Raw genomic sequence first — 26,095 nt, forward strand, 5'->3', positions numbered from 1 at the left:
TCGTTCGCGGGCGCGGGACAGCTGCCGCGGGCGTCAACCCTGCCGATACAGCCAGGCCAGATAGAGCAGGGCGGGCTGCGGCGCCTGCAGCGCCAGTGGCCCGGGCTGGTCTTCCAGCAGCAATCCCTGGCCGCTTTCCAGCCGCTGCATCTCGCCGTCCGGCAGCCGACACTCGATGCCCGCGCCAGCCTGGCACCAGAGCAGCATCACCGCCGCATCGTTGTGCAATTCCTGCCGCCCATGCAGCCGTAGCGGGGCCAGGCGATGGCGCCAGACACCGCGTCGGGTCATCAGGTTGAGGTCGCCGACCGGGCCGTCCACCAGCGTCGCGGCGATCGCCTCCTCGCCGGGAAACTGCGCCACCGCGCCGCCGCTGAACAATTCCTCGACACGGCCGTCGCCACGCCGCAGGCGCAGCCCTGCGCCACTGAGCAACGCCAGGCTGCGATCGACGCCGGCAAAGCGCGAGAACGCCCCGTCCGCCGCGACCCGCGCGCTGCTGATACGCCAGGCGAAGTCGTCCAGGCCGGCGCCCGCCGGGGCGATGGCCAGTTCCAGGGTTTCGCCGCCGCCATTCTTCCAGGGCATGGCACGGGCGGTGGCGAGGTCGAGCAGGCTATGGGGCATGGCAGCCTCCTGGGTGGTTTCAGTCTAATGTATATACATTGTGTTCGGGCGACCAGCGGTCATTGCTCGGCGCGCGGCCGGTGCCACCTTGTTTGGCGGCTTTGATCGCTCTATTTAGGCTGATTCAGCCAGTATCCATCGGTTTGAAAAGGCCCTTTGACCATCTGGTCATTTTCCCTCGCATGGCTTGACGCTCGCCCGGATGGCTCATATTGTATATACAAAATAAATGCGGAGAATCCCATGCCGGCATTCCCAACCCCGAAACAGCTGTGGCGCGACGTGCGGGTCTTCGATGGCCTGACCCAGCTGGACGAGCCGATGAATCTGCTGGTCGAAGGCGAGCGCATCGCCGGCCTGTGGCCGGTGCGCGAGTTCGACGAGGCGTTCGCCCAGGGCGCCGCCTGCGCCGGTCGCGGCGGGGTGATGACCCCCGGCCTGGTTGATTGCCACACCCACCTGGTCTATGCCGGCAATCGCGCCGGCGAGTTCGAGCAGCGCCTGGAAGGGGCGAGCTACGAAGAGATCGCCCGCGCCGGCGGCGGCATTCTCAGCAGCGTGCGCGCCACCCGCGCGGCCAGCGAGGACGAGCTGATCGCCGCCAGCCTGCCGCGCCTCGATGCGCTGCTGGCCGATGGCGTGACCACGGTCGAAATCAAGTCCGGCTACGGCCTGACGTTGGCGGACGAGCTGAAGATGCTGCGCGTGGCCCGTCGTCTTGGTGAGTTGCGCCCAGTGCGCGTACTGACCACGCTGCTCGGCGCCCATGCCCTGCCGCCGGAGTACGCCGGCCGCGCCGACGACTACGTGGCCCTGGTCTGCGATGAGATGATCCCGGCGGCCGCCGCCGAGGGCCTGGCCGATGCGGTGGACGTGTTCTGCGAGGGCATCGGCTTCTCCCCGGCGCAGTGCGAGCGCATCTTCCAGGCGGCCCAGGCCCATGGCCTGGCGCTCAAGGCGCATGCCGAGCAACTGTCCAACCTCGGCGGCAGCGCCCTGGCCGCGCGCTACGGCGCGCTGTCGGCCGACCATATCGAGTACCTCGACGAAGCCGGCGTGCGCGCCATGGCCGAGGCCGGCACCGTTGCCGTGCTGCTGCCCGGCGCCTTCCACGTGCTGCGCGAAACCCAGCTGCCGCCCATCGCGCTGCTGCGCCAGTACGGTGTGCCGATGGCCGTGGCCAGCGACGCCAACCCCGGCACCTCGCCGATCTGCCTGCCCACGCTGATGGCCAACCTGGCCTGCACCCTGTTTCGCTTGACCCCGCGCGAGGCGCTGAGCGGCATGACCGCCCAGGCCGCCCGCGCCCTCGGCCGCCCCGACCTGGGGCGGATCGAGGTCGGGTCGCCCGCCGACCTGTGCCTGTGGGATGTGCAGTCCCCGGCCGAACTGGCCTACGCCGTCCAGGCCGGCCGCCTGCGCCAGCGCATCTTCAACGGAGAACTCGTTCATGCACGCTGATCGCCATTCCATGGAGGCCTGGGGCGGGCGTACCGACCCCGAGCCGGACAGCCCGCGCTGGCACCAGCGCATTCGCGCCCTTGGCCGCGACAGCCAGCCGGGCCTGGCCCTGCTCGGCTTCGCCTGCGACGAGGGCGTGCGCCGCAACCATGGTCGGGTCGGCGCCGCCGCCGCGCCGCTGGCGATGCGCAAGGCCCTGGCCAACCTGGCCTGGCACCGCCAGGCACCGGCCTACGATGCTGGCGACATGGTCTGCGAGGACGGCGACCTGGAAGCGGCCCAGGCCCGCCTCGGGCGCACCGTCTGCGCGCTGCTGGATGCCGGCCATTTCCCCGTGGTGCTCGGCGGCGGCCACGAAGTGGCCTTCGGCAGCTGGTCCGGCCTGGCCGAGCACCTCTCCGGCAACCATGCCCCGCGGATCGGCATCGTCAACTTCGACGCCCATTTCGACCTGCGCGACCCGGCCCATGTGCATTCCTCCGGCACCCCCTTCGCGCAGATCGCCGAGCAGTGCGCCGCGCGCGGCTGGCCGTTTCGCTACGCCTGCCTCGGCGTCAGCCGCGCCAGCAATACCCGCGCGCTGTTCCAGCGTGCCGCCGACCTCGGCGTGCTGGTGCGCGAGGACCGCGAGATTCGCGAGTCGAGCCTCGACGCCATCGGCGCCGAGCTGGAGGCCTTTGCCGCCGCCTGCGACGTGCTCTACCTGACCATCGACATCGACGTGCTGCCGGCCTGCGAGGCCCCCGGGGTCAGCGCCCCGGCCGCGCGCGGGGTGCGCCTGGAGCTGCTCGAGCCCTTGATCGAGCGGCTCAAGGGCAGCGGCAAGCTGCGCCTGGCCGATCTCGCCGAGCTCAACCCCGAATACGACATCGACAACCGCACCGCCAAGGTGGCGGCGCGGCTGATCCACCTGCTCAGCCTCTGAGCACGCAAGCCCGGCCCTTTCCCGCACAACAACAACTACGAGGAAACCACCATGTTCACCACCGCCCGCCGCCGCGGCCAGGAGCCGCGCCATGTCTGAGTCCCTGCCGTTGAGCGCCGGCGTGTCGCGCTCGCGGGCCCTGGCGCGCCTGCTCGGCTACAGCCTGATCGGCCTGCTGCTGTTCTTCGTGCCGTTCGAGATCGGCGGGCGTTCGACCATCCTCCTCGACCACGCCGCCAGCGCTTTGCAGCTGCATGCGCGGCCGCTGGTGATCGGCGTGGCGCTGCTGTTCATGCTTTACGGCGCGCTGGCGCCCTGGTTCGACGGCAGCTGGCGTCGCAGCCTGACCCACAGCGTGTTCAGCGTGCTCAAGGTGTTCGGCCTGCTGATCGGCGCCGCCTACCTGCTGCAACTCGGCCCGCAGGCGCTGTATCAGCCGGACATGCTGCCGTTTCTGTTCGAGAAACTGGTGCTCAGCCTGGCGCTGATCGTGCCGCTGGGCTCGCTGGCGCTGGTGTTCCTGATCGGCTTCGGCCTGCTGGAGCTGATCGGCGTGCTGATGCAGCCGGTGATGCGACCGATCTGGCGCACGCCGGGCAAGTCGGCCATCGATGCCGTGGCCTCCTTCGTCGGCAGCTACTCGGTGGGCCTGTTGATCACCGACCGCATGTACCAGCAGGGGCACTACAGCGTGCGCGAGGCGGCGATCATCGCCACCGGCTTCTCCACCGTGTCGGCGCCGTTCATGGTGATCATCGCCAAGACCCTGGGCCTGATGGGGCAGTGGAACCTGTACTTCTGGGGCGCCATGGCGGTGACCTTCGCCGTGACGGCGGTCAGCGCGCGCATCTACCCGCTGTCGCGACTGCCGTCCGAGTCCACGCCCGAGGCGCCGCTGCAGCCCGGTGAAAGCCGCCTGGGCAGCGCCTGGCGCGCCGGGATGGAACAGGCCAGCAACGCGCCGTCGCTGGGCTCGGCCCTGCGTGAAACCTTCCTCGATGGCCTGCGCATGACCGCGGCGATCCTGCCGAGCATTCTCGCCGTCGGCCTGCTCGGGCTGCTCGCGGCCAAGTACACCCCGCTGTTCGATGCGCTCGGCGTGCTGCTCTACCCGCTGACCTGGCTGTTCGGCCTGGACGAGCCGATGCAGGTGGCCCGCGCCATTTCCGCCGGCCTGGCGGAGATGTTCCTGCCGGCGATGCTGCTCAAGGACGCCGACGTGCTGGTGAAGTTCGTCACCGCCATCGTCTCGGTCAGCAGCGTGCTGTTTCTCTCCGCCTCGATTCCCTGCGTGCTGGCCACGCGGATTCCCCTGAGCCTGGGCCACCTGCTGCTGATCTGGCTGCAGCGCACCCTGCTCAGCCTGCTGTTCGCCATTCCCCTGGCCTACCTCGCACAATTTCTGGGCTGGCTCTGACCGCCCACCCTCAACTCGTTCTCCACAGGAGCCCGCAAGATGACCAAGTTCCGCGATACCGAAATCCGCGCCCCGCGCGGCAATCAGCTGACCGCCAAGAGCTGGCTGACCGAAGCGCCGCTGCGCATGCTGATGAACAACCTCGACCCCGAGGTGGCCGAGAACCCCAAGGAGCTGGTGGTGTACGGTGGCATCGGCCGCGCCGCGCGCAACTGGGAGTGCTTCGACAAGATCGTCGAGGTGCTCAAGCGCCTGGAAGACAACCAGACCCTGCTGATCCAGTCCGGCAAGCCGGTGGGCGTGTTCGAGACCCACCCGGACGCCCCGCGCGTGCTGCTGGCCAACTCCAACCTGGTGCCGCACTGGGCCAACTGGGAGCACTTCAACGAGCTGGACCGCAAGGGCCTGGCCATGTACGGGCAGATGACCGCCGGCAGCTGGATCTATATCGGCAGCCAGGGCATCGTCCAGGGCACCTACGAGACCTTCGTCGAGGCCGGCCGCCAGCACTACGGCGGCAACCTCAAGGGCCGTTGGGTGTTGACTGCGGGATTGGGCGGTATGGGCGGCGCCCAGCCGCTGGCCGCCACCCTGGCCGGCGCCTGCTCGCTGAACATCGAGTGCCAGCAATCGAGCATCGACTTCCGCCTGCGCACCCGCTACGTCGACGAGCAGGCCAGCGATCTCGACGACGCTCTGGCGCGCATCGACAAGTACTGCGCCGAGGGCAAGGCGGTGTCCATCGCCCTCTGCGCCAACGCCGCCGACGTGCTGCCGGAGCTGGTGCGCCGCGGCGTGCGCCCGGACATGGTCACCGACCAGACCAGTGCCCACGACCCGCTGCACGGCTACCTGCCGTCCGGCTGGAGCTGGGAGGAGTACGTGGCCCGCGGCAAGAGCCAGCCCGAGGCGGTGGTCAAGGCCGCCAAGCAGTCGATGGCGGTGCACGTGCGCGCCATGCTCGACTTCCAGAAGATGGGCGTGCCGACCTTCGACTACGGCAACAACATCCGCCAGATGGCGAAAGAGGAGGGCGTGGCCAACGCCTTCGACTTCCCCGGCTTCGTCCCGGCCTATATCCGTCCGCTGTTCTGCCAGGGCATCGGCCCGTTCCGCTGGGCCGCGCTGTCCGGCGACCCCGAGGACATCTACAAGACCGACGCCAAGGTCAAGGAACTGATCCCGGACGACGAGCACCTGCACCGCTGGCTGGACATGGCCCGCGAGCGCATCGCCTTCCAGGGCCTGCCGGCGCGCATCTGCTGGGTCGGCCTGAAGGACCGCGCGCGCCTGGCCCAGGCGTTCAACGACATGGTCGCCAGCGGCGAGCTGAAGGCGCCGGTGGTGATCGGCCGTGACCACCTGGACTCCGGCTCGGTGGCCAGCCCCAACCGCGAGACCGAGGCCATGCAGGACGGCTCCGACGCCGTGTCCGATTGGCCGCTGCTCAACGCCCTGCTCAATACCGCCGGCGGCGCCACCTGGGTCTCGCTGCACCATGGCGGCGGCGTGGGCATGGGCTACTCGCAGCATTCCGGGGTGGTGATAGTCGCCGACGGTACGCCCGAGGCCCGCGCCCGCCTGGGCCGTGTGCTGCGCAACGACCCGGGCACCGGGGTGATGCGTCACGCCGATGCCGGTTACCAGATCGCCATCGATTGCGCCAGGGAACAGGGCCTCGATCTGCCGATGCTCTGAGCATCGTGCGCAACGCCGGCGGCGTGGGCGGCAGAGGCCCACGGCGTCGGCAGACCTCCTAACGCTGTTCCCAGAAAAGGCAGGCAACAATGAATACAAGTAGCCGTAAACGCCTGAACGTGGGGGTGTTCGTCCCCGCCTTCACCATCATTCTTCTCGCGGTCGTCCTGGGGCTGGTCGACAACGCGGCCCTGGTCCGGGTGGCCAAGGGCATCTTCTACTTCTCCCTGGTCGATTTCGCCTGGCTCTACCAGCTGTTGGCCATTTCCGCACTGGCGGTCACCGCCTACATCTTCTTCTCCAAGGCCGGCGACATTCGTCTCGGTGGGGCGCACGCCAAACCGGCGTTTTCCATGGCCACCACCTTCGCCATGGCGCTGACCGGCGGCATCGCCACCGGCGTGGTGACCTACTCGGTCAACGAGCCGATCATCTACCTGGGCAACGTCTACGGCGAGATCGGCAACCAGACCTTCGCCCCCGGCAGCGCCGAGGCGGCGATCTTCGCCCTGGCGCGCTGCTTCCATAACTGGAGTTTCATTCCCTACGCCATGTATTCGGTGGTCGGCCTGATGATCGGCTACATGCACTACAACCGCCGCCAGGCGTTCTCCATCGCCTCGACCCTGATTCCGGTGATCGGCCGTCACGAACAGCGGCCGCTGGTGCGCTCGCTGGTCAACGTGGTGTCGGTGCTGGCCATCGCCCTCGGTCTGGCCTCGTCGCTCGGCGCCGGCCTGGCGCTGATCAGTTCGGGCATCGAGTCGCAGTACGGCATCCGCCCGACGCCGATGACCTGGCTGCTGCTGACCCTGGTGATCGCGACCATCTTCATCGCCTCGGCGCTGTCGGGGCTCAAACGCGGCATCCGCCTGCTGTCGTCGATCAACGCCTACATCTTCTACGCCTTCGTGGTCATCCTGCTGGTGGTCGGGCCGATCAGCTACATCCTCAGCCTGTCGACCACCTCCATCGGCTACTGGCTGAGCAACTTCTTCCTCTGGTCGTTCGACACCAAGGAGTCCGGCGGCGAGGCGCTGGTGACCTGGTGGACCATGTACGACTGGTCGATCTGGATCGCCTATGCGCCGCTGATGGGCCTGTTCCTCGCGCGCATCTCCTATGGCCGCACCCTGCGCGAGTTCCTGGTGATCAACTGGATCCTGCCGTCGCTGTTCGGCATCGTCTGGTTCGCCATCTGGGGCAGCTCGGCGATCAAGTGGCAGCTCGACGGCACTCTCGACCTGGTGCGCATCGTCAGCGAGAACGGCGCGGTCGCCGGGCTCTGGGGCTTCCTCCAGCACCTGCCGCTGGCGGTGATCCTGGTGCCGCTGGCGATCTTCACCCTGATCCTCTCCTTCGCCACCGCGGCCGACTCGATGACCTCGACCATCGCCTCGATCTGCACCCACGACATCCGTGCGGACGAGGAGTCGCCGAAGCGGCAGAAGGTGATCTGGGGCCTGTCGATCGGCGTCATTGCCTTCATCATGGTCGCCTACGGCGGTGGCGCGCAGGGCGTCGAGGGCATCAAGTACCTGGCCGCGGCCGGCGGTTTCAGCGTGCTGTTCCTGTTCATCCTGATTGTCGCCGCGGCAGCCCGGGTGTTTATCTTCAAGCGGCACGAGCCGAATGGCGAACGAGTCGACGAGCCGGCGCCGCTGGCGGGAGTGGTGAATGAATAGTCAGGCGGAAATCGTCATCGGCGACGGCGCGGTCGACTGGCAGCAGGTGGTGGCCGTGGCCCGCCAGCGCCGGCCGCTGCGCCTGTCGGCGGGGGCCTGGGCACGCATCGACGAGGCGCGGGCGGCGGTGCTGGCCATGGCCGGTTCGGGCCAGGCGCACTACGGCATCAATACCGGGCTGGGCGCGCTGTGCAACGTGGTGCTGGCGCCCGACGAGCTGCAGCGCCTGTCGCGGCATACCCTGATGAGCCACGCCTGCGGCATCGGCGCGCCGCTGCGCGCCGAGCAGGTACGGGCGATCATCTGCTGCGCGGTGGTCAACTACAGCCACGGTCATTCGGGCGTCAGCCGCCAGGTGGTGGAGGGGCTGCTGCAGCTGCTCGAGCACGACCTGCTGCCGCAGGTGCCGGCGCAGGGCTCGGTCGGCTACCTCTCGCACATGGCGCATATCGGCCTGGCCCTGCTCGGCGTCGGCGAGGTGGAGCTGGCCGGCCGCCGTCTTGCCGCCAGCGAGGCGTTGCAGACCATCGGCCTGGCGCCGCTGACGCTGGGGCCCAAGGATGGCCTGAGCCTGGTCAACGGCACCCCGGCGATGACCGGCCTGGCCTGCCTGGCCCTGGCCGATGCCAGCGCCCTGGCCGACTGGGCCGACGTCGTCGCGGCGATGAGTTTCGAGGCGCTCGGCTGCCAGCTCGACGCCATCGACCCGGCGGCGATCCAGCGCAAGGCGCACCCCGGCATGCAGCGCAGCGCCGCCAACCTGCGCCGGCTGCTGGCCGGCAGTCGGGTGCTGGAGCTGAGTCAGGGCGAGCGCCTGCAGGATGCCCTCAGCCTGCGTTCGATTCCCCAGGTCCACGGCGCCTGCCGCGACCAGTTGCGGCACGCCGCCCGGCAGGTGGTCGACGAGCTCAACTCGGCCACCGACAACCCGCTGGTGGTGCGCCAGGGCGAGGGCCATCGGATCATCTCCCAGGCCAACCCCCACGGCGAGTCGGTGGCGCTGGCCTGCGACCTGCTGGCCATCGCCGTGTGCGAGTGGAGCAGCATCGCCGAGCGCCGCGCCTTCCGTCTGGTGACGCCGCAGGCCAACAGCCTGCCGGCGTTCCTCACCGCCGAGGGCGGGGTCAAGTCGGGGATGATGATCGCCCAGTACAGCGCCGCCTCGCTGGTGGCGGACAACAAGCGCCTGGCGCTGCCGGCGGTGACCGACAACTTCCTCACCTCGGGTCTGCAGGAGGATCACCTGAGCCTGGGCGAGAGCGCCGCGCTGAAGCTGGACAAGGCGCTCGACAACGCCTTCCATGTGCTCGCCATCGAGTACCTGCTGGCGGCCCAGGCCTTCGATTTCATCGAGCACCGGCCCTTCGGCACCGGCACCGGGCACGCCTGGCAACGCCTGCGCGAGCGGGTCGCCCACTACACCGAAGAACACCCGCTGTACCTGGATATCCGCGCCTGCTACCAGCTGCTGCGCGACGCCCACACTCTGGCCGCGCTGCGCGAGCAGCTGGCGCCCATCGACTGTTGAGGTAGTAGAGTCATGCCCGTTCTGCATATTCGCCCCGGCCAGCTGACCCTGGCCGACCTGCGCGTCGCCTACCAGACGCCCGTGTGCCTGACCCTGGATGCCAGCGCCTATCCGGCCATCGACGCCAGCGTCGCCTGCGTCAACCAGATCGTCGCCGAGGGCCGCACCGCCTACGGCATCAACACCGGCTTCGGCCTGCTGGCGCAGACCCGCATCGCCAACGCCGACCTGGAAAAGCTGCAGCGCTCGCTGGTGCTGTCGCACGCCGCCGGCATCGGCGAGCCGCTGGACGACGCCATGGTGCGGTTGATCATGCTGCTGAAGATCAACAGCCTGGCGCGTGGTTTCTCCGGCATCCGCCGGCAGGTGATCGAGGCGCTGATCGCCCTGGTCAACGCCGAGGTCTACCCGCATATCCCGCTCAAGGGCTCGGTGGGCGCCTCCGGCGACCTGGCGCCGCTGGCGCATATGTCGCTGATCCTGCTCGGCGAGAGCCAGGCGCGGCACAAGGGCGAGTGGTTGCCGGCCACCGAAGCGCTGGCGCTGGCCGGCCTGGAGCCGATGTGCCTGGCGGCCAAGGAGGGCCTGGCCCTGCTCAACGGCACCCAGGTGTCCACCGCCTACGCCCTGCGCGGGCTGTTCGAGGCCGAGGACCTGTACGCCGCCGCCAGCGTCTGCGGGGCGTTGAGCGTCGAGGCCATGCTCGGTTCGCGAGCGCCCTTCGATGCGCGCATCCACGCCGCCCGCGGCCAGCGCGGGCAGATCGACGCGGCCGCCGCCTATCGCCATCTGCTCGGCGCCAGCAGCGAGATCGGTCGCTCCCACGCCGCCTGCGACAAGGTGCAGGACCCCTACTCGCTGCGCTGCCAGCCGCAGGTGATGGGCGCCTGCCTGACCCAGCTGCGCCAGGCCGCCGAGGTGCTGGCGGTGGAGGCCAACGCGGTATCGGACAACCCGCTGGTGTTCGCCGCCGAGGGCGAGGTGATTTCCGGTGGCAACTTCCACGCCGAGCCGGTGGCCATGGCCGCCGACAATCTGGCCCTGGCCATCGCCGAGATCGGTGCGCTGAGTGAGCGCCGCATCTCGCTGATGATGGACAAGCACATGTCGCAGCTGCCGCCCTTCCTGGTGGCCAACGGCGGGGTCAACTCCGGCTTCATGATCGCCCAGGTCAGCGCCGCCGCACTGGCCAGCGAGAACAAGGCCCTGGCCCACCCGCACAGCGTCGACAGCCTGCCCACCTCGGCCAACCAGGAAGACCACGTGTCCATGGCCCCGGCGGCCGGCAAGCGCCTGTGGGAAATGGCCGCCAACACCCGCGGCGTGCTCGCCGTGGAATGGCTGGGCGCCTGTCAGGGCCTGGATTTCCGCGAAGGGCTGAAGAGCTCGCCGGCGCTGGAGCAGGCGCGTCAGGCGCTGCGCGCCAAGGTGCCCTACTACGTGGAAGACCGTTTCTTCGCCCCGGATATCGCCGCGGCGAACGACCTGCTGGCCGAACGGGTGCTGACGCCGTTGCTGCCGGCCGGGCTGTTGCCGTCGGGCTAACCCTCCGACGCGGCGCCAGCGATGGCGGATGCCATGCACAGCCAGGGGCGGCTGTGCATGGACAACTAACCGCGCGCTAAACATCGACTCGCAATAACTTCCGCGTCGCTTGCAGGGCGGGGCTAGCCCCTGCGTGCCTGTTTCCAACGTTCAACAAGAGTGCCAGCTGCTGCATGGCATTGCGGCAGGGCTTTGTCCGTAAAAACACAAAAATAGAGGGTGACCATATGTTGTTCGATAACTATAAGAAACACCGACCGCGCTATATGTTTTGCGCCGCGCTGCTATTCGCGCAAGGCGTGGCAGCGGCGCCGGTGACCGAGAATCTGGACGTCGGCGGGGCGCTGCGGGCGCGTTTCGACTACGACCCGGATCGGGATATCCAGAAGTTGTCCTTCGATACTTTTCGCATCGACGTGAATTACCGTTCGGAGACCTGGATCGGCTCGGCGCAGTATCGTTTCTATGGCGGCTCCTATCCCTACGATTATGTCGACAGCATTGGCGACGTCTCTTTCCCGGCCTGGGCCTGGATAGGTTACAAGTTCGATGAAACGCAGCAGGTGCAGGTCGGCATCAATCAGATGCCCTTTGGCCTGTTGCCCTATTACGGCAGCACCTTCTACCTGGGTCTGGGCAACGTCATCGGCCTGGAGGACGTGCACAACCTCGGCGTCAAATACATCAAGGACGATGCTGACTGGAGCCTCCACGCCGCTTTCTACCCCAGTGACGGCGGCCAGTGGACGGGCACCAGCCGCGGCGGCAAGTCCTTCTCGACCAACGTCGCCGACGCCGACGACTACGTGGCCGACGGCAGCGACAACGACGAGCAGAACAAGCTGGTGCTGCGTCTGGCGCGCAAGCTCAGGGTCGGCGGCTGGTCGTCGGAAATCGGCGGCTCGCTGCTGACCTCGACCCTGGAGAACCAGGACACCGGCAAGGATGGCCGGCGCTCGGTGTTCGCTGCGCATTACCTGGGGCAGAACGGCCCCTGGGGCGTGCAACTGCAGGCGACGCGGCAGCAGATGGAGCCGAAGAATGCCGGTACCGACAAGGTCGTGACCTTCGGCAGTTTCGACGGCACCTTCAACGTGGCGTCCAAGGGCAACCTGTACCTGGCCGACCTCAGCTACGACCTGCCGGGCAACTACTGGCTGTTTTCCGGCGTGAAGCTGTACGGCAACTACAGCCGCTTCGACAAGTCGGAAAGTTCTTTCAAGGATTCCGAGCGCTTTATCCTGGGCACCTCGTTTTCCTTCAAGGAGCTGTGGATCGCCCTGGAATGGCTGCATGGCAAGAACGATCCTTACCTGGGCGGCAGCAGCTACACCCAGAGCCTCGGCAGTGGCGGCAGCGACCAGTGGGAAAATCAGCTCTACGCCAATATCGGCTACTACTTCTGAGTCAGCCTGAAGCGGTGCGCTGAGTGCGTCACAGGCACAGGTCGGCGATCCGCCGGCCTGTGCCCCATATTGTGGCAATCGCACGCCGTTGTCCCTACGCGCGGGCGAGAGGGGAGGCTATCATCTGCGCTTCGGGTACAACCCAAGGAATCGCAGTGACCAGCACAACCCCCCGCTACCGGGCGATCGAGGAATACCTGCTCGAGCGCATCCGCGACGGCGCCTATCCGGTCAACCACCAGATCCCGCCGGAGGAGCAGCTGGCGCGCGATTTCAGTGTCAGCCGGATGACCGCCAACAAGGCGATCCAGAATCTGGTGCAGCAGGGCTATCTGGTGCGCCAGGCCGGACTCGGCACCTTCGTCACCGACCGCAAGGCCGAGTCGCCGCTGCATGAGGTGATGAACATCGCCGCCGAGGTACGCGGCCGCGGCCATGTCTACGACAACCGGGTGGTGCGCTGCGAGGCCATCGCCGCCGACGACGAGGTGGCCCTGCGCCTCGGCCTGCGCCTGGGCGCGGAGGTGTTTCACAGCATCCTGGTGCACCTGCAGGACGGCCTGCCGATCCAGCTCGAGGATCGCTTCGTCAACCCGCGCTGGGTGCCGCATTACCTGGACACCGACTTCAGCCAGCACACGCCCAACGAGGTGCTGGTGGCCAGCTGCCCGATCTCGGACATCGAGCACGTGGTCGAGGCGGTGCTGGTGGATGCACCTACCGCCGAACTGCTGCAGATCGACCCGGCCATGCCTTGTTTGAGCGTGATCCGCCGCACCTGGTCGGAGGATCACCTGATCAGCTACGCGCGGCTGATCCATCCCGGCGACCGTTACAAGCTGCGGTCGCTGCATAAGCGCCGGGGATAACCCGCCCGTAGGGTGCGCGCGGCACCCCCCGCGTCAATCGCTGATTAGCTGATCCACCAATGACGGATCGTCGATAAAGCGGTTGCGGGTGCCCTGCAGCGCCTCGATCTTGTCGTTGCGCGCCTTCTCCTCGGCATCCGGCGGATCCAGCCGGTGCCAGGCCTTGTACATCGACACCAGGCCGACGATGGGCAGGTCGTACTCGACGTGCATGTAGAAGATCGCCCGGGCGATATTGCCCTTGGCCTCGTCGCGCGGTTCCACCAGTTGGAAGCTGGTCTTCAGGTCGCAGCCGATGTCGGCGAACTTGCTCGGCACATCGTCGGCCAGGTCGGCGAACTGGGCGTTGCGCCGCGCCAGCTCGACGCGGGTGAGGGCTGGATAGTGGTTGTGCAGGTCCGCGGCGATGTAGGGATAGCGCGGATTCATGATGGTGCACTGACGGTCGGTGACGCAGCGCAGCGCGCTCTTGAGCTGCTTGCTGCTGTAGATCGGGCTGGCGGTGACGGTGCCGCTCTCGCCGTCGAAGGGCTTGGCGCAATACAGCGTGGTGCCGCCGGCGCCGTAGAGATCCTGCCAGAAGGCCTGTGCGATGGCCTGCTTGGGATCGCCCAGTTGAGTCTGGCCAGAAGCCAGGACGAACGTGCCAAAAGCTGTTGCCAGGCAACCGAGAATCAGGGTGACTGCGCGCATGATCGAGCCCCAATGACCGCCGTTGACGGAGTCTGTTGTTTTTGTAGGACAAGCCGGAGTCTAGCAAGACGCGCGTCACAAGATAACCCCGAGCGAATGCTTGGTTGGTTGCCTGTAAGCCATGGCTTACACAGGCTGCCGCTTATCGCCACTGTCGGGCGATTCGGCACGGGCGTACTCTTCTGCTTACGGATTCAGCGCAGGAAGCGCACAAACGAACAGGGACACACTGGACAGCCGCCAGGACGGTGAGCAGATCAAGGATGTCAGGACTACAGTCTGCAAGGCCCCGCAAACGCGGGGTTTTCTTTTTTGGGGCGTTCGCCCGACCTCTTCGGATTCCCGCGCTGCTGGCCTAGCTCGCCGCAGGGTGCGCCGCGCACACCCATCCCTACCACTATCGGCTCAGGCCGCGCGTCGCTCGGCGTGCAGTCGCTCGAACCAGTCCAGCGTCTCGTCCCACAGGCGCTGGGCGGCGGGGCGGAAGTAACCCATATGACCGATAGTGCCCAGGCCTTCGGCCTGCGAATCGAGCGTGCGCGCCTGGTAGGGCGCGTTGACGTAGGCGGCCATGAAGGCATCGCGCGAGGCGGGCGGCGCCCACAGGTCGTCCAGGGTGTTGAGCGCCACCATGGGCGTGGCGACTCGGGCGAAGCGTTCGGCCAGACCGGGCATCTGCGGGTCGTCGAAGAAGTAGCGCGGGTAGCGGCACCAGCGCTTCCACTGGCGGTACACGCCCAGCGGCAGGTCCTCGCCCATGCCCAGCTTGCTCCAGGCCAGGTAGCCCTTGTAGCGCGTCATCAGCGGGCCGATCAGCCGCCACATGGCCAGCACCCGCACTTGTTCGGCCTTGGGCATCCAGCCGTGCCAGCCGGCGCCGGTGCCGAAGGTGTAGAAGCCGGTCACCTGATCATGGTTGGGCAGCAGGCCGAAGGCATGGCCGCCGAAGGAGTGGCCGACCATGAACAGCGGGCGTTCGCCGTGCCGATGCTGATCCACCGCGGCGGCCAGGTCGAGGTGCGCCCAGTCCAGGTAATCCATGTCGAAGCCGCGCAGGCTGGCCGGCTTGGACTGGCCGACGCCGCGGTAGTCCAGGGTCAGGGTGCTGAAGCCGCGGGCGGCGGCGTGTTCGGCGAAACGCCGGTAGAAGCCCTGCGGCACCCCGGTGGCGCCGGCGATCAGCAACTGCGCGCGGGGTTCGCGCGCGTGGTACAGGGTGGCGGTCAGCGGGTAGCCGTCGCGGGCCGCCAGTGCTACGGCTTCGCTGAGGATGGTCGGGCGGTCGTGGTTCATGGCAGTGGCACTCGTTGCTGGCGGGTCAGGTGGAACAGGGCGTCGGCGGCCTGGCGCAGCGGCTCGGCGCTGCCGGCGACGCGGGCCTGCAGCAGGCCGCCTTCGTAGAGGGCGACGAACAGCGCGGCGAGGCTTTCGGCCTCGGGGTAACCGTGTGCCTGCAATTGGCGTTGCAGCGCCCGGCGAATGGCGGCGAAGGCCGTGGCCAGGGCGGCGCGGATGTCCTCGTCCTCGGGGCCGCTTTCCAGCGCCACCGTGGCCAGCGGACAGCCGCGCTCGAAGGCGCTGCCCTGCAGCTGGCCGAGGGCGCCATGCAGCCAGGCGGCGAGGGCGTCGAGCGGCTCGGGCTGGTGCTCGAACAGCACGGCGAAGGCCTGTTCGGCGCGCTGGCCGACCCGCTCGATGGCGGCCACCGCCAGTTCGCTCTTGCCGCCGGGAAAGTGGTGGTAGAGGCTGCCCTTGGGCGCGCCGGCGTCGGCCAGCAGTTCGCTCAGGCCGACGCCGTGCAGGCCCTTGCGCTGCAGGGCGTCGATCATGGCGTCGATCAGCTTGTCGCGGGTGGTCTTGTTCATGGGAGAGATTATGTAGACCGGTCGGTCTAGGCGGGCAAGCGGCATTCCGGTCGCGTCTGGCGGCAAATGCGCCAGGCTAGCGAGTCATCTTCTTCACGAACACCACCACGAACAGGGCCATGGTGAAGCTGCCGACGAAGGCTTCGACGGCGGCGATCAGCCGCGCCAGGCCGCCGGGCGTGATGTCGCCGTAGCCCAGGGTGGTGAAGGTGACCACGCTGTAGTAGAGACAGGCGAGCAGGTCCTGCAGGTTGCCCAGCAGGCTGCGGTCGAGGCTCAGGCCCAGTGTCTGGCCGCCCTGGTTGACCCCGGTGAGGAAGTACAGCAGGCCGCAGACGCCGATCAGGCCGAGGGAGAACAGCACCACGTTGAGCGGTTTCTCGCCGTAGCCGCAGAACAGGTCGACCAGCCAGGACAGCAGGCGCCGCGCCGAGAGCCGTGGCATCTGCAGGCGCCGCATGAGCATCTCGCGGTGGAAGAAGTAGCCGGCCTGCTCGAACAGCCCGGCCTGTTCCAGGTGCAGGCGCAGGTTGCGATAGGTTTCCTCGGCCTCCTGAAACTGCTGCTGCGCCGCGCTGGCGTCGCCGCGGCGCAGCAGCTCGCGCGCCACCCGCTCCTGCAGCAGTTGGCGATCCCACACCACGTTGTCCAGTCGCGCGCCTTCCAGGCGCACGCCCAGCAGGTTGCAGTCGCGCAGGTCGACGCAGTGCAGGTTGGCCTGGCGCAGGTCGGCCTTCATCAGCGAGCTGCCGCGCAGGTCGAGGGCGAACAGATGGGCGTGCTGCAGGTCGGCGCGGTACAGGTCGGCATCGCGCAGGACGAAGCCGGCGCGGCTGCCGTGGTTGACCAGATCGATGCCGGCCAGCTCGGCCTTCTTCAGCTGGAAGCCGAGCATCGGCTGGCCGCTGCGCGCGCGCTGCTCGAGGGCGGCGCGCAGTGCGGCGTGCTGCTTGTCCGTTTCGGCGTCCTGCCAGAAGCCCTCGTCGGGCTGGATGGTTGCCATGGCCGAGCCTCGTGGCGCTTTCCTCAAGCCTAGCCCGTGCCGCCCGCCCCGGTGTCAGGCGTGCTGCGCCACCCAGGCGGCATAGGCGTCGATGAACTTCTGCAGGAAGGGCCTGATGCCGTCGCCGAGCATGCCGGCCTCCTCGAAGAAGCTGCCGGCGCCGCCGAGGTAGGCCTCCGGCTGCTGCATCATGTAGACGTCGAGAAACACCATGCACTGGCGCAGCGCATGGTTGGCGCCGAAGCCGCCGATGGCCCCCGGCGAGGCGCTCAGCACGGCGCCGGGCTTGCCGCTGAAGGCGCTCTGGCCGTAGGGCCGCGAGCCGACGTCGATGGCGTTCTTCAGCGCCCCGGGCATCGAGCGGTTGTACTCCGGGGTGACGAACAGCAGCGCGTCGGCGCCCTTGAGCTTGGCGCGAAAGGCGACGTAGGCCTCGGGCGGGCTGCCCTGGTCGATGTCCTCGTTGTACAGCGGCAGGTCGCCGATCTCGACTATCTCCAGCTTCAGCGAGGGCGGTGCCAGCTGAGCCAGGGCCAGCGCCAGCTTGCGGTTGATCGAGGCCTTGCGCAGGCTGCCGACCAGCACGGCGACGTGGTAGGTCTTGCTCATGGGAACTCCTTGCGGCGAGAACGAATGGGAGTGAGCAACTATAGACCGCCGTTTATCGCCTGCCGGACGCTCCAGCTTGAGCCTCGCCGTCGATCGGGGTCATAAAGGCGTCATGTTGCGAGCACAGTCTGATGCGCAGCATTCCGTTTCGAGCCGTTCGGCTCATCCCCTGCCCAACGATCCATCAGCCATGTTCGGCCAGCGCCGACGAGGACAACGTTATGGGCATCCATATCCCCCTGGGCTTCGATCCACAGTTGCAACTGGAAGCGGAAATCCCCGACGAACGCGACCTGCATGCCGAGATCGTGGCGATCCTCGCTGCGCTGGAAGCCCTGGCCGCCGAGCTGAGGACGGCCGGGGAGCCTGGCGCGCAGCGCCCCTAGTCCGTTCCGAAGGCCGCCAGCAGATCCTCGGCGAAGGCCAGCTGCGCTTCGCCGGGGCTATGGCCGCGGTGGCTGGCGAGGCGGAACTGCACGGTGAAATCCCAGCTGTCCGGCAGGCAGCGCAGCTTGCCGCGCGCCACCCAGGGCGCGGCGATGTGCTCGGGCAGGTAACCCAGGTGGGCGCCGGAGAGGACGAAGGCCAGGCTGCCCTCGACCTGTTCGCAGCGCGCGCTGCTGACGCTGGACTGCCAGGGCTCGCCGGCGGCGCCGAAGCGGTAGGGGTGCAGCACCCGGTCGCCGTCTTCCAGGTCGCTGGCCGCGACCGTCTCGCGCCCGAACAGCGGGTGCTGGCGCCCGCAGTACAGGCGCTGGCGCTCGGCGAACAGCGGCCGGTAGTCCAGCGCCGTCTGGCTGCCGGAGAAATAGCCGATGGCCAGTTGCAGCTGGTCCTGCAGCAGGCGCCGTTCCAGCTCGGCGGGCATGGCGCTGAGCAGCTCGATCTGCACCGCCTGGTTGCGCCGGCGGAAACGCCCGATGGCATCGCCGAGGCGTTCCAGCACCTGGTCGGAGAGCGCCTCGGAGAGGCCGATGCGCAGCTCGCCGAGCAGCTTGTCGGCCATGCCCTGGGCCTCGCCCTTGAAGGTCTCGATGGCGCCGAACAGCTTGCGCGTGGCGGCCAGCACCTGCTCGCCCTTGGCGGTCAGGCGAAAGCCGGCCTTGCCCCGTTCGCACAGGCGAAAGCCCAGGCGCGTCTCCAGCTTGGCCATCTGCGTGCTGATGGTCGACTGGCCGATGCCCAGCTCGCCCTGCGCCGCGCTGAAGCCGCCGCTCTCCACCACGGTGACGAACAGGCGCAGCAGCTGCAGGTCGAGGTCGCGCAATTGGCTGAGCATGGCGGCTCCATACATTGATGGCTGTCGATGCCAGAGTAGATCACTTCGTATTTATTCGAAGCAACGCCGGGCGCAGGATGACCCCCAGCCCATCACCACCACGAGGCCATACCCGATGCGCCAGGTCATCCTCCCCCTGCTGCTGTGCAGCGCCTTCGCCGTGCAGGCCGAAGACAAGGCCCTGAATCTCTACAGCTGGTCGGCCTATATCCCCGAGCAGGCGCTGCAGCGCTTCAAGGACGAGACCGGCATCCGGGTCAAGTACGACATCTTCGACAGCGCCGAGGCCCTGGACAGCAAGCTGCTCACCGGCGGCAGCGGCTACGACGTCGTCTTTCCCGCCTCCAGCGGCCTGGCCCGGGCGATCCAGGCCGGCGCCGTGCAGCCGGTCGAGCGCCGCCGGCTGAGCAACCTGGGCAACCTGGACGGCGAGCTGCTGGCCAAGCTGGCCGTGGCCGACCCCGGCAACCGCTACGGCGTGCCCTACACCTGGGGCACGGTCGGCCTGGGTTACAACAAGGAGGCCGTGGCGCAGCGCCTGCCGGGCGTGCCGAGCAACAGCCTGGACCTGCTGTTCAAGCCCGAATACGCCAGCCGGCTCAAGGACTGCGGCATCGCCGTGATCGACTCGCCCCAGGAGGTGATCAGCATCGCCCTGCACTACCTGGGCAAGGACCCCTACAGCAGCGACAAGGCCGACCTGGCGGCGGTGCAGCAACTGCTCGCCGGCCTGCAGCCCAGCCTGCGCTACGTCGGCAGCGGCCGGCATATCGACGACCTGGCCAAGGGCGAGATCTGCCTGGCGCTGACCTACAACGGCGACGCCTTTATGGCCGCCGACAATGCCCGCGAGGCCGGCCAGCCGTTCAGCGTGGAGTACCGCGTGCCGGTCGAAGGCACGCTGATCTGGTTCGACACCATGGCCATCCCCGCCGACGCGCCGCATCCCCAGGCCGCCCACGCCTTTATCGACCATATGCTGCGTCCCGAAGCCATCGCCGAGCTGACCAACAGCGTGTTCTTCGCCAACGCCAACCAGGCCGCCACCGCGCTGGTGGACGAGGCCATCGCCGGCGATCCGGATATCTACCCGCCGGCCGAAGTCCGCGCGCGCCTGTTCAGCGAGCAGCTGATGCCGCTGCGCCAGCAGCGCGAGCGCACCCGTATCTGGACCACCTTTCGCAGTCAGTATTGAGGACAAGGCAATGGAAGCATTCCAAGGCAACGACCTGGCGATCACCCGCGACAGCCTCTACGGCACCTACTCGGAGCCGACCTACGCCGGCGTCACCAGCTTTATGCGCCGGCGCTACTCGCGCGACCTGGAGGGTGTCGATCTGGTGGTCAGCGGCGTGCCCTTCGACACCGCCACTACCAACAGGCCCGGCAGCCGCTTCGGCCCGCGGGCGATCCGCGCCGCCTCGGTGACCAGCGCCTGGGAACGCCACTACCCCTGGGAATTCGACCCCTTCGACCAGCTGGCGGTGATCGACTATGGCGATTGCAACTTCGATCACGCCCTGCCGCACAGGATTCCGGCGGCCATCGAGGCGCATGCCGAGCGGATCGTTGCCGCCGGTTGCGGCCTGCTGACCCTGGGCGGCGACCATTTCATCAGCTACCCGCTGCTCAAGGCCCATGCCAAGCGGCATGGCGCGCTGTCGCTGGTGCACTTCGATGCCCACAGCGACACCTGGCCGGATAGCGATGCCAGCGAACAGGGCGTCAGCCACGGCACCATGTTCTACCACGCCGCCCGCCAGGGCCTGGTGGACCCGGCGCGCTCGGTGCAGATCGGCCTGCGCACCACCAACGACGACACCCTGGGCTTCCAGGTGCTGGACGCGCCCGAGGTGCATCGCCGCGGCCCGCAGCAGATCGCCGAGCTGATCCGCGCCCGGGTCGGCGATAACCCGGTGTACCTGACCTTCGATATCGACTGCCTCGACCCGGCCTTCGCCCCCGGCACCGGCACCCCGGTGTGCGGCGGCCTGAGTACCCACCAGGCGCTGGAGATCCTGCGTGGCCTGCGCGGCATCCACCTGGTGGGCATGGACGTGGTGGAGGTCTCGCCGCCCTACGATCACGCCGAGATCACCGCCCTGGCCGGCGCCACGGTGGCCATGGAGATGGTCTGCCTGTATGCCGCGCGGCATAAGCTGGGGGAAAGGACGTAGTTGGCCGTAGGTTGAGGAGCAGCGCGACGAAGCCCAACGAGTCCCGTCTGCTGCCGTTGGGCTTCGCTGCGCTCAGCGCCAACCTACTTCGTCCAGCCGTTCGCCCAGGCCGATGGGCTCTGGGCGAAACAGCCGCGCGTCCATCAGCTTCGGCTCGCGCACGATGGGCGCGAAGTCCATGCGGGCGAGGATGTCGCGCTGGATATCTACCCCCGGCGCCACCTCGATCAGCTCCAGGCCGTCCAGGCTCAGGCGCAGCACGCAGCGCTCGGTGACGTAGAGCACCGGCTGGCCACGTTCGGCGGCCAGGCGGCCGGCGAAGGTGCGGTGCTCCACCTCGGCGACGAACTTGCGCAGCGCGCCGTCCTGGACGATGCGCAACTGGCCGCCTTCGATGCGGATGTCCTGGGCGCCGGCGCTGAAGGTGCCGACGAACACCACCTGCTTGGCGTTCTGGCTGATATTGATAAAACCGCCGGCGCCGGCCAGCCGACTGCCGAATTTCGACACATTGAGGTTGCCCGCGGCATCGGCCTGGGCCAGGCCGAGGAAGGCGATGTCCAGGCCGCCGCCGTCGTAGAAGTCGAACTGGTAGGGCTGATCGAGTAGCGCGCTGTGGTTGCTCGCCGCGCCGAAGTCCAGCCCCGAGGCCGGCACGCCGCCGATCACCCCGGGCTCGGCGGTCAGGGTCAGGCGCTCGATCACGCCTTCCTCGGCGGCCACCGCGGCGACACCCTCGGGCATGCCGATGCCGAGGTTGACCACCGCACCGCCCTTGAGCTCCAGCGCGGCGCGGCGGGCGATCAGCTTGCGCATGTCCAGCGGCAGCGGCGCCAGGCTGTCCACCGGCACCCGCGTCTCGGCGGCGAAGGCCGGGTTGTAGGCGGTGGCGAAGGTCTGCTGGTGGTTGGCCGGTTCGGCCTGCACCACGCAGTCCACGAGGATGCCGGGGATCCGTACCTCGCGCGCATTCAGCGAGCCGCGCTCGACCAGGCGCTCGACCTGGGCGATCACCAGGCCACCGGAATTGCGCGCGGCCATGGCGATGGCCAGGCTCTCGATGGTCAACGCCTCGCGCTCGAAGCTGAGGTTGCCGTCGGGGTCGCTGCTGGTGGCGCGCACCACTGCCACGTCGATGGGAAAGGTCGGGTAGAACAGGTAGTCCTGCCCGTCGATGGGCATCAGCCGCACCAGCTCGGCGGTGGTGCGCGCATTGAGCTTGCCGCCGCCGTGGCGCGGGTCGACGTAGGTGCCCAGGCCGACCCGCGACAGCTGCCCCGGCTTGCCGGCGGCGATATCGCGAAACAGCTGGGAGATCACCCCCTGCGGCAGGTTGTAGGCCTCGATGCGGTTGTCCACCGCCAGCTTCTGCAGCCCCGGCACCAGGCCCCAGTGGCCGCCGATCACCCGCCGTACCAGGCCCTCGTGGGCCAGGTGGTTGAGGCCGCGGCCCTTGCCGTCGCCCTGGCCGGCGGCGTACACCAGGGTCAGGTCGCGCGGCGCCCGTTCGGCGAGAAAACGCCGCTCCAGGGCGATGGCGATCTCCTCGGCGAAGCCGATGCCGACGAAGCCGCCGGTGGCCAGGTTGGCGTTGTCCGGGATGCGCGCCACGGCTTCGGCGGCGGTCATGATCTTGCTCATTGCGGGTACTCGTGGAGAACGGGGGCTGCAGGAGCGGCCGGGAGCCGCTCCTGCAGGGCCTGGTCAGAAACTGCCAAACAGCGTGCCCAGGGTGATGACGACAACCAGCGCCACCAGCGGGAAGGCCACGGTGTTGACGAAGATGAACTTGTACGACTCGCGGTGGGTGAGCTTGCAGATCGCCAGCAGCGAGATCACCGCGCCGTTGTGCGGCAATGTGTCCATGCAGCCCGAGGCCATGGCAGCGACGCGGTGCAGCAGCTCGGGGCTGATGCCGGCGGCGTTGGCCAGGGTCAGGTACTGCTCGCCCAGGGTCTTCAGTGCGATGGACATGCCGCCGGAGGCCGAGCCGGTGATGCCGGCGAGGATGTTCACCGCCACCGCCTCGGAGATCAGCGGGTTGCTCGATACGCCCAGTACCAGGTCGCGGATGATGACGAAGCCGGCCAGGGAGGCGATCACCGTGCCGTAACCCACCTCGGCTGCGGTGTTGAGGATCGGCAGCATGGAGCCGAAGGCGCCGTCGTTGACGCTCTGCTTCAGGTCCATCCAGCGCCGCCAGTGCAGGGCGATCAGCAGCAGGATGGCGGCGCCGAGGGCGACGATGATCGACCAGATGCCGATCAGCGACTTGGCATCCTGCAGGCCGCCGAATTCCGGCTTGGCCAGGTAGCTGGTGTCGAGGCTAGGCAGGATCTGCTTGGCCATCAGGAAGTTCAGCGCGATCACCACGAAGATCGGCAGCAGCGCCAGCCAGAAGCCGGGAATGTCGCGCTTGTCCTCGGCAACCGGGTCGTCGCGGTGTTCGCCGTAGCCTTCACCGGCGGCCATCAGCTTGCGCGACTGGGCGGTGAGCCACCAGGTGCCGAGACCGAACATGATCAGACCGGCGATGACGCCCAGGCCCGGCGCGGCGAAGGCGTCGGTGCCGAAGAAGGGGTTGGGGATGGCGTTCTGGATCGCCGGGGTGCCGGGCAGCGCGGTCATGGTGAAGGTGAACGAGCCGAGGGCGATGGCACCGGGGATCAGGCGCTTGGGAATGCCCGCCTCGCGAAACAGCGCGGCGCCGATCGGGTACACGGCGAAGGCCACCACGAACAGCGACACGCCGCCGTAAGTGAGGATGCCGCAGGCCAGCACGATGGCCAGGATGGCGCGCTCGCTGCCCACTTTCGCGACTATGCCGTGGGCGATGGCGCGGGCCGAGCCCGAGTCGTCCATCAACTTGCCGAACAGCGCGCCGAGCAGGAACAGCGGGAAGAACTGGATCACGTAGCCGCCCATGGCCTTCATGAACACCTGGGTGTAGGTGGGCAGCAGCAGGCCGATGTCGCCGGCGAACAGCAACGCCAGCAGGGCCAGCAGCGGAGCGAGGATCAGCACGTTGATGCCGCGGTAGGCGAGGTACATCAGCAGCGCGAGGGAAATCAGAATACCTAGGGTACCCATGGGTGGTTCCTTTTGTTGTTGTTCTAGCGGCTCTGGGCCGTTTATCGAGAAGACGCGCATGCGGCAGCGCGCCCTTGCCGGATATAGCCAGAGTCGTGCCAGAGGGCGTTACGACTTTGGTCGATAGGGCGGGAAGGCCTATGGCCAGGGGTTTTCAGGCTTTCAGACCGAGCGCGGGAAGGCAGGAGAGGTACGAGATGGCCTCCAGCTTTCTGGATTTAGTCCAGATTCATGGAATTGAAAGGTCGAAGGTTGTCCAGATATCTGGATTTCTGGGGCGTGTTGTAGGGGGGTAATCGCTGTGCATTTCCACCGTTGCGTTTCGTGGGGTAGCCAATGGTGGATCGATAAAGCGTGATCCACCCTACGCCCGAGTCGTAGCCCGGATGCAATCCGGGGCTTTGGGGGCGTCGATTCCCGGATTTCATCCGGGCTACCTAACTGCGGCCCACAACGCCTTCTGTAGGCGCGGCTTTAGCCGCGAAGCTTGGCGCAACGGCTTTCGCGGCTGAAGCGGAATGCCGCCCCAGCCGCCCCCGTAAATGAGCAGAATTAGCCTCGGCGCCCCAACCCATGCTGCGCCAGCTTGGCGTAGAAGCCGGCGCGGGAAATGCCCAGGCGTTCGGCCGCCTGCTGGCGGTTGCCGCCGGTGGCGTCCAGTGCCGCCTGCAGGGCCTGGCGCTCGGCCTGCGCCAGCTGCTCGGCCAGCGTCCGCGCGCCGGCCATCGCGACGGGGGCGACGGGAATCTGCGCACTCGGCGCCACCGGATCGACCAGCAGAGCGCGCAAGGCCGCGCCATCCAGTCGCCCGTCGACCGCCAGCTGCGCCCGTTCCAGCAGGTTGCGCAGCTCGCGCACGTTGCCGCGCCAGGGCTGGGCGCAGAGCAGGGCCAGGGCGTCGTCGCTCAGCTCCAGCGGCGCCAGGCCGGAGCGGTTGGCCAGGTCGTCGAGCAGGTGTTCGATCAGCGCGGGAATGTCGCCGGCGCGTTCGCGCAGCGGCGGCACGCGCAGGGCCAGGACGTTGAGGCGGTAGTAGAGGTCGTCGCGAAACTGCCCGGCGGCCACCTTGGCTTCCAGGTCGATATGGGTGGCGGCGATCACCCGCACGTTGAGCGGCTTGACCTGGTTGGAGCCGAGCGGCTCCACCTCCTGCTCCTGCAGCACCCGCAGCAGCTTGGCCTGCAGCGGCAGCGGCAGGTCGCCGATCTCGTCGAGAAACAGGGTGCCGCCGTTGGCCACCTCGAACTTGCCGATGCGCGCCTTGCGTTCGGCGCCGGTGAAGGCCCCCGGCGCGGTGCCGAACAGCTCGGCCTCGACCAGGGTTTCCGGGATCGCCGCGACGTTGACCGCGACGAAGGGGCCGTTGGCCCGCGGCGACAGGTTGTGGATGCCCTGGGCCAGCAGCTCCTTGCCGGTGCCGGTCTCGCCGCGCAGCAGCACCGTGGCGTCGAGCTGCGCGGCGCGGCGCGCCTGGCGCTTGACCTCGCTGGCCGCCGCGCTGGCGCCGATGAAGCCGGCGATGGTGTAGCGCGCGCGACGGGCCTTGGCCAGCTCGTGCTGGGTGGCGAGCAGCTGGCTCTGCAGCTGGTTGTACTTGGCCATCAGCGGTTTGAGATGGCGGGCGCGGTCGAACAGCACGAAGCCGAGGGCGCCGACCAGGGTGCCGTCCGCGTCGCGCAGGGGGATGCGGGTGACCACGAAGTGCTCGTCGCCGAAGGCCATCAGGTCGAGCATGCTCGGCTGACCGCTTTCCACCACCTCGCGCAGGCGGCTGGCCGGCAGCACCTCTTCGACCTCCTTGCCCAGCGCGCTGCGCGGGTCGCTGATGCCGACCTTCTGCGCGTACTTGTCGTTGATCCAGACGATGCGTGCCTGGCGGTTGACCGCGATGGTGCCCTCGCACTGGGCGTCGAGGTGGTCGAACAGCAGCGGCATGGCCACGGCGCGAAAGCGCTCGGGCGACACGCCGATGATCAGGCCGTGCTGGTCGAGGTCGTCGCGGGAAATGGCCATGGGCAAAGGTCCGAAATCAGGTGTCGGCGATTATGGGTGGGGCTCGTTCGGCCGGGCAACGTTAACAGACATCGGACAATGGCATTCGCCGCGCGCTTCTGGAATAGTTAGGCGGCTAAGCGTAACCCGCTGGCCCCTGCCGATCGCCCACAAGGCCTGCCCGGCAGTCGTGACACCTGCCGTGTCCCTCTCGCGTGCCGACCAG

At 68.1% G+C, this 26,095-nt stretch carries 22 protein-coding genes; 12 read left to right on the top strand and 10 right to left on the bottom strand.

Going from position 1 to position 26,095, the window contains the following annotated elements; translation table 11 throughout:
- Nucleotides 1-33: 33 nt before the first annotated feature.
- Nucleotides 34-627 carry a HutD/Ves family protein gene (locus AC1G9C_RS02575; protein ID WP_480409372.1) on the bottom strand — a complete coding sequence of 198 codons (594 nt, stop codon included), beginning with the start codon at nt 625-627 and terminating at the stop codon, nt 34-36.
- Between the two features lie 243 nt (nt 628-870).
- On the opposite strand from AC1G9C_RS02575, the gene hutI reads away from it, so the two are divergent.
- The 9 genes from hutI to hutC all read left to right on the top strand — a co-directional run bounded on the left by hutI (nt 871) and on the right by hutC (nt 13,161).
- Entirely contained in the window at nt 871-2,088 is a 1,218-nt protein-coding gene (gene hutI, locus AC1G9C_RS02580; protein ID WP_480409373.1) for an imidazolonepropionase, read from the top strand.
- Complete coding sequence (hutG, locus tag AC1G9C_RS02585; protein ID WP_480409374.1) at nt 2,078-3,013, top strand: formimidoylglutamase; 936 nt, start codon at nt 2,078-2,080, stop codon at nt 3,011-3,013. Before hutI ends, hutG begins: the two co-directional genes overlap by 11 nt.
- 91 nt (nt 3,014-3,104) lie before the next feature.
- Nucleotides 3,105-4,430, top strand: coding sequence for a YjiH family protein (locus tag AC1G9C_RS02590; RefSeq protein WP_480409375.1), 1,326 nt, complete (start codon nt 3,105-3,107; stop codon nt 4,428-4,430).
- 39 nt (nt 4,431-4,469) lie between these two features.
- On the top strand, nt 4,470-6,128 hold the full coding sequence (gene hutU / locus AC1G9C_RS02595; RefSeq protein ID WP_480409376.1) for a urocanate hydratase: 1,659 nt from the start codon (nt 4,470-4,472) through the stop codon (nt 6,126-6,128).
- Nucleotides 6,129-6,217: 89 nt separating this feature from the next.
- Nucleotides 6,218-7,813, top strand: a complete 1,596-nt coding sequence (locus tag AC1G9C_RS02600; RefSeq protein WP_480409377.1) for a BCCT family transporter — start codon at nt 6,218-6,220, stop codon at nt 7,811-7,813.
- Entirely contained in the window at nt 7,806-9,341 is a 1,536-nt protein-coding gene (locus AC1G9C_RS02605) for an HAL/PAL/TAL family ammonia-lyase (RefSeq protein ID WP_480409378.1), read from the top strand. Before AC1G9C_RS02600 ends, AC1G9C_RS02605 begins: the two co-directional genes overlap by 8 nt.
- Before the next feature lie 12 nt (nt 9,342-9,353).
- Nucleotides 9,354-10,886 (top strand): histidine ammonia-lyase, encoded by a 1,533-nt coding sequence (gene hutH, locus AC1G9C_RS02610; protein ID WP_480409379.1) that lies wholly within the window; start codon nt 9,354-9,356, stop codon nt 10,884-10,886.
- Between the two features lie 266 nt (nt 10,887-11,152).
- Nucleotides 11,153-12,292, top strand: a complete 1,140-nt coding sequence (locus AC1G9C_RS02615) for a hypothetical protein (RefSeq protein ID WP_480410382.1) — start codon at nt 11,153-11,155, stop codon at nt 12,290-12,292.
- Nucleotides 12,293-12,447: 155 nt separating this feature from the next.
- Complete coding sequence (hutC, locus tag AC1G9C_RS02620) at nt 12,448-13,161, top strand: histidine utilization repressor (protein ID WP_480409380.1); 714 nt, start codon at nt 12,448-12,450, stop codon at nt 13,159-13,161.
- Between the two features lie 33 nt (nt 13,162-13,194).
- Here hutC and AC1G9C_RS02625 read toward each other — a convergent pair whose 3' ends face one another.
- The 5 genes from AC1G9C_RS02625 to AC1G9C_RS02645 all read right to left on the bottom strand — a co-directional run bounded on the left by AC1G9C_RS02625 (nt 13,195) and on the right by AC1G9C_RS02645 (nt 17,331).
- Entirely contained in the window at nt 13,195-13,854 is a 660-nt protein-coding gene (locus AC1G9C_RS02625) for an endonuclease (protein WP_480409381.1), read from the bottom strand.
- A 405-nt stretch (nt 13,855-14,259) separates the two neighbouring features.
- On the bottom strand, nt 14,260-15,147 hold the full coding sequence (locus tag AC1G9C_RS02630; RefSeq protein ID WP_021443314.1) for an alpha/beta hydrolase family protein: 888 nt from the start codon (nt 15,145-15,147) through the stop codon (nt 14,260-14,262).
- Entirely contained in the window at nt 15,144-15,719 is a 576-nt protein-coding gene (locus AC1G9C_RS02635; protein ID WP_480409382.1) for a TetR/AcrR family transcriptional regulator, read from the bottom strand. The genes AC1G9C_RS02630 and AC1G9C_RS02635 overlap by 4 nt, the downstream gene beginning before the upstream one ends.
- Before the next feature lie 76 nt (nt 15,720-15,795).
- Nucleotides 15,796-16,722 carry an ion channel gene (locus AC1G9C_RS02640; protein ID WP_021442512.1) on the bottom strand — a complete coding sequence of 309 codons (927 nt, stop codon included), beginning with the start codon at nt 16,720-16,722 and terminating at the stop codon, nt 15,796-15,798.
- Nucleotides 16,723-16,776: 54 nt separating this feature from the next.
- Entirely contained in the window at nt 16,777-17,331 is a 555-nt protein-coding gene (locus AC1G9C_RS02645) for an NADPH-dependent FMN reductase (protein WP_021442511.1), read from the bottom strand.
- Nucleotides 17,332-17,552: 221 nt separating this feature from the next.
- On the opposite strand from AC1G9C_RS02645, the gene AC1G9C_RS02650 reads away from it, so the two are divergent.
- Complete coding sequence (locus tag AC1G9C_RS02650; protein WP_021442510.1) at nt 17,553-17,717, top strand: hypothetical protein; 165 nt, start codon at nt 17,553-17,555, stop codon at nt 17,715-17,717.
- On the opposite strand, the gene AC1G9C_RS02655 is transcribed toward AC1G9C_RS02650, so the two are convergent.
- Nucleotides 17,714-18,610 carry a LysR family transcriptional regulator gene (locus AC1G9C_RS02655; RefSeq protein ID WP_021442509.1) on the bottom strand — a complete coding sequence of 299 codons (897 nt, stop codon included), beginning with the start codon at nt 18,608-18,610 and terminating at the stop codon, nt 17,714-17,716. The two genes, AC1G9C_RS02650 and AC1G9C_RS02655, sit on opposite strands and share 4 nt — an antisense overlap.
- A 115-nt stretch (nt 18,611-18,725) precedes the next feature.
- On the opposite strand from AC1G9C_RS02655, the gene AC1G9C_RS02660 reads away from it, so the two are divergent.
- The gene (locus AC1G9C_RS02660; protein ID WP_021442508.1) at nt 18,726-19,805 is read left to right on the top strand and encodes a polyamine ABC transporter substrate-binding protein; all 1,080 of its coding nucleotides are present in this window, start codon (nt 18,726-18,728) and stop codon (nt 19,803-19,805) included.
- A 10-nt stretch (nt 19,806-19,815) separates the two neighbouring features.
- Nucleotides 19,816-20,787 carry an agmatinase gene (gene speB / locus AC1G9C_RS02665; protein ID WP_021442507.1) on the top strand — a complete coding sequence of 324 codons (972 nt, stop codon included), beginning with the start codon at nt 19,816-19,818 and terminating at the stop codon, nt 20,785-20,787.
- A gap of 72 nt (nt 20,788-20,859) precedes the next feature.
- Here the strand turns inward: speB and AC1G9C_RS02670 are convergent, their stop codons facing one another.
- The 3 genes from AC1G9C_RS02670 to AC1G9C_RS02680 all read right to left on the bottom strand — a co-directional run bounded on the left by AC1G9C_RS02670 (nt 20,860) and on the right by AC1G9C_RS02680 (nt 25,890).
- Entirely contained in the window at nt 20,860-22,428 is a 1,569-nt protein-coding gene (locus AC1G9C_RS02670; RefSeq protein ID WP_480409383.1) for an acyl CoA:acetate/3-ketoacid CoA transferase, read from the bottom strand.
- A gap of 63 nt (nt 22,429-22,491) precedes the next feature.
- Entirely contained in the window at nt 22,492-23,877 is a 1,386-nt protein-coding gene (locus AC1G9C_RS02675) for a GntP family permease (protein ID WP_122110217.1), read from the bottom strand.
- A gap of 552 nt (nt 23,878-24,429) precedes the next feature.
- On the bottom strand, nt 24,430-25,890 hold the full coding sequence (locus tag AC1G9C_RS02680) for a sigma-54 interaction domain-containing protein (RefSeq protein ID WP_480409384.1): 1,461 nt from the start codon (nt 25,888-25,890) through the stop codon (nt 24,430-24,432).
- Nucleotides 25,891-26,095: the final 205 nt, after the last annotated feature.

This window comes from Pseudomonas sp. ABa2 (assembly GCF_056676075.1).

Excerpts from the sequence above, each read along its gene's own strand:
- AC1G9C_RS02680 (WP_480409384.1), bottom strand. The coding sequence starts at position 25,890 with ATGGCCATTTCCCGCGACGACCTCGACCAGCACGGCCTGATCATCGGC.
- hutG (WP_480409374.1), top strand. The coding sequence starts at position 2,078 with ATGCACGCTGATCGCCATTCCATGGAGGCCTGGGGCGGGCGTACCGAC.
- AC1G9C_RS02660 (WP_021442508.1), top strand. The coding sequence starts at position 18,726 with ATGCGCCAGGTCATCCTCCCCCTGCTGCTGTGCAGCGCCTTCGCCGTG.
- AC1G9C_RS02650 (WP_021442510.1), top strand. The coding sequence starts at position 17,553 with ATGGGCATCCATATCCCCCTGGGCTTCGATCCACAGTTGCAACTGGAA.
- hutI (WP_480409373.1), top strand. The coding sequence starts at position 871 with ATGCCGGCATTCCCAACCCCGAAACAGCTGTGGCGCGACGTGCGGGTC.
- hutH (WP_480409379.1), top strand. The coding sequence starts at position 9,354 with ATGCCCGTTCTGCATATTCGCCCCGGCCAGCTGACCCTGGCCGACCTG.
- AC1G9C_RS02645 (WP_021442511.1), bottom strand. The coding sequence starts at position 17,331 with ATGAGCAAGACCTACCACGTCGCCGTGCTGGTCGGCAGCCTGCGCAAG.
- AC1G9C_RS02635 (WP_480409382.1), bottom strand. The coding sequence starts at position 15,719 with ATGAACAAGACCACCCGCGACAAGCTGATCGACGCCATGATCGACGCC.
- AC1G9C_RS02630 (WP_021443314.1), bottom strand. The coding sequence starts at position 15,147 with ATGAACCACGACCGCCCGACCATCCTCAGCGAAGCCGTAGCACTGGCG.
- hutU (WP_480409376.1), top strand. The coding sequence starts at position 4,470 with ATGACCAAGTTCCGCGATACCGAAATCCGCGCCCCGCGCGGCAATCAG.
- AC1G9C_RS02655 (WP_021442509.1), bottom strand. The coding sequence starts at position 18,610 with ATGCTCAGCCAATTGCGCGACCTCGACCTGCAGCTGCTGCGCCTGTTC.
- AC1G9C_RS02590 (WP_480409375.1), top strand. The coding sequence starts at position 3,105 with ATGTCTGAGTCCCTGCCGTTGAGCGCCGGCGTGTCGCGCTCGCGGGCC.
- AC1G9C_RS02605 (WP_480409378.1), top strand. The coding sequence starts at position 7,806 with ATGAATAGTCAGGCGGAAATCGTCATCGGCGACGGCGCGGTCGACTGG.
- AC1G9C_RS02575 (WP_480409372.1), bottom strand. The coding sequence starts at position 627 with ATGCCCCATAGCCTGCTCGACCTCGCCACCGCCCGTGCCATGCCCTGG.
- AC1G9C_RS02640 (WP_021442512.1), bottom strand. The coding sequence starts at position 16,722 with ATGGCAACCATCCAGCCCGACGAGGGCTTCTGGCAGGACGCCGAAACG.
- AC1G9C_RS02615 (WP_480410382.1), top strand. The coding sequence starts at position 11,153 with ATGTTTTGCGCCGCGCTGCTATTCGCGCAAGGCGTGGCAGCGGCGCCG.
- speB (WP_021442507.1), top strand. The coding sequence starts at position 19,816 with ATGGAAGCATTCCAAGGCAACGACCTGGCGATCACCCGCGACAGCCTC.
- AC1G9C_RS02675 (WP_122110217.1), bottom strand. The coding sequence starts at position 23,877 with ATGGGTACCCTAGGTATTCTGATTTCCCTCGCGCTGCTGATGTACCTC.
- AC1G9C_RS02670 (WP_480409383.1), bottom strand. The coding sequence starts at position 22,428 with ATGAGCAAGATCATGACCGCCGCCGAAGCCGTGGCGCGCATCCCGGAC.
- AC1G9C_RS02600 (WP_480409377.1), top strand. The coding sequence starts at position 6,218 with ATGAATACAAGTAGCCGTAAACGCCTGAACGTGGGGGTGTTCGTCCCC.
- AC1G9C_RS02625 (WP_480409381.1), bottom strand. The coding sequence starts at position 13,854 with ATGCGCGCAGTCACCCTGATTCTCGGTTGCCTGGCAACAGCTTTTGGC.